The sequence below is a fragment of the Acinetobacter guerrae genome, from assembly GCF_009372255.1.
Lineage (GTDB): Bacteria > Pseudomonadota > Gammaproteobacteria > Pseudomonadales > Moraxellaceae > Acinetobacter > Acinetobacter guerrae.
This window is the reverse complement of record NZ_LXGN01000032.1, coordinates 1-300: the sequence shown is the minus strand read 5'-3', so window position 1 is coordinate 300 and position 300 is coordinate 1. Positions and strand designations below refer to the sequence as shown.

Genomic DNA, 300 nt, shown 5'->3' with positions numbered 1-300 from the left:
CACCGTTTTTTGTTCTTTGTCTGCCTTGCTAATGCCCTCTTGAATCGCTTCCTGAGCTTCCTCATGATCATCCTGAGTTTCTGGCAATTCCTCTTGTATCTGTTCAAAGATCCGCCCTGTTTGCAACACCACATACACAGGAAAGTGATCTGACCCAATATTCGGTAATCGATTCATTTTAACTAAAGCAAAGTCTGTGCTATGAAAAATATGATCCAAAGACCAACGCAACAAAGGATAATTGGCATGAAAAGTATTAATAAAGTGACGCCCTACTCGTGGATCGAGCGAACCACTAAT

General features: G+C 41.3%; 1 protein-coding gene. It reads right to left on the bottom strand.

What is annotated here, in order from left to right:
• Positions 1-300, bottom strand: a 300-nt coding sequence (locus A7A69_RS09525; protein WP_338325129.1) for an endonuclease/exonuclease/phosphatase family protein, incomplete at both ends; no start/stop codon positions are given.